At 61.5% G+C, this 826-nt stretch carries 2 protein-coding genes; both read left to right on the forward strand.

Going from position 1 to position 826, the window contains the following annotated elements; genetic code table 11:
- Window positions 1–85 precede the first annotated feature (85 nt).
- The gene (locus M3I56_RS40735) at window positions 86–565 is read left to right on the forward strand and encodes a transposase (RefSeq protein ID WP_133188198.1); all 480 of its coding nucleotides are present in this window, start codon (window positions 86–88) and stop codon (window positions 563–565) included.
- The coding region (tnpB, locus tag M3I56_RS40740; RefSeq protein WP_254358692.1) for an IS66 family insertion sequence element accessory protein TnpB at window positions 565–826 on the forward strand (262 nt) is incomplete at its 3' end. The genes M3I56_RS40735 and tnpB, both read left to right, overlap by 1 nt.

Raw genomic sequence — 826 nt, forward strand, 5'->3', positions numbered from 1 at the left:
CGTAAGCGGCAGTTTCTCCTCACATAGATCCTGATCTGAAAACAGCGCAGGATGTGTCCACGGTTTTTTAATGGACACACCCTTCATGGACGAGAACTGCGCAGATTTTTTGCCCTTGCGTGCGACCAACGTTGGTGTCGAAGGCAAGCGGACTTTCGACAAGCGTGACAAACAGAGGCTGATTGAAGCCTGCCTGAAGCCGGGCGTGTCGATCGCGGGTATGGCGCTGAAGGCGGGCGTGAACGCCAACCAGTTGCGCCGCTGGATCAAGAATTACGAGGCGCTCCTGAAGGGCGCCGCCGCCCCATGTGACTCGAAGGCTCTGCCCACGGCATTCGTACCGGTGGTGGCGATCAGCGATAACAGCTGGGCGGCTTCGCAGATGCCGCCGCAGCCAGAACCTGATGCACCGGCGGCGCCGATGCGGAGCCACGCGCCACAGCGATCACCGCTGCCCTCGCGCCTGGTGGCGCAGCTGCCCAACGGGGTGAGCCTTGAACTCGAGTGCACCGGGCAGGATTGCGCGCTGCTCAAGACGATGATTGACGCGTTGAGGGGGAGCTGATGTTCCGCTTCGACGACGACCTGAAAGTCTACCTGTACCGCGAGCCGATTGACTTCCGCGCCGGCATCAATACCCTTGCTGCCCTGGTCGCGGAGTCAATGCAGCTGGACCCGCTCGCCCGTGCCGTGTATGCGTTCCACAACCGCAAACGCGATCGCGTCAAGCTCCTGCTGTACGAGCGCACCGGTTTCTGGCTGATGTTGCGCCGGCTTGAAGAAGACCATTTCGTGTGGCCCAGGCGGCATCAGGAGGTGATCGAGC

This window comes from Paraburkholderia sp. CNPSo 3281, from assembly GCF_024206515.1.
Taxonomy (GTDB): Bacteria; Pseudomonadota; Gammaproteobacteria; order Burkholderiales; family Burkholderiaceae; genus Paraburkholderia; species Paraburkholderia nodosa.

What these genes read in the sequence shown, in the direction of transcription:
- M3I56_RS40735 (WP_133188198.1), top strand. Translation starts at nt 86, where the DNA reads ATGGACGAGAACTGCGCAGATTTTTTGCCCTTGCGTGCGACCAACGTT.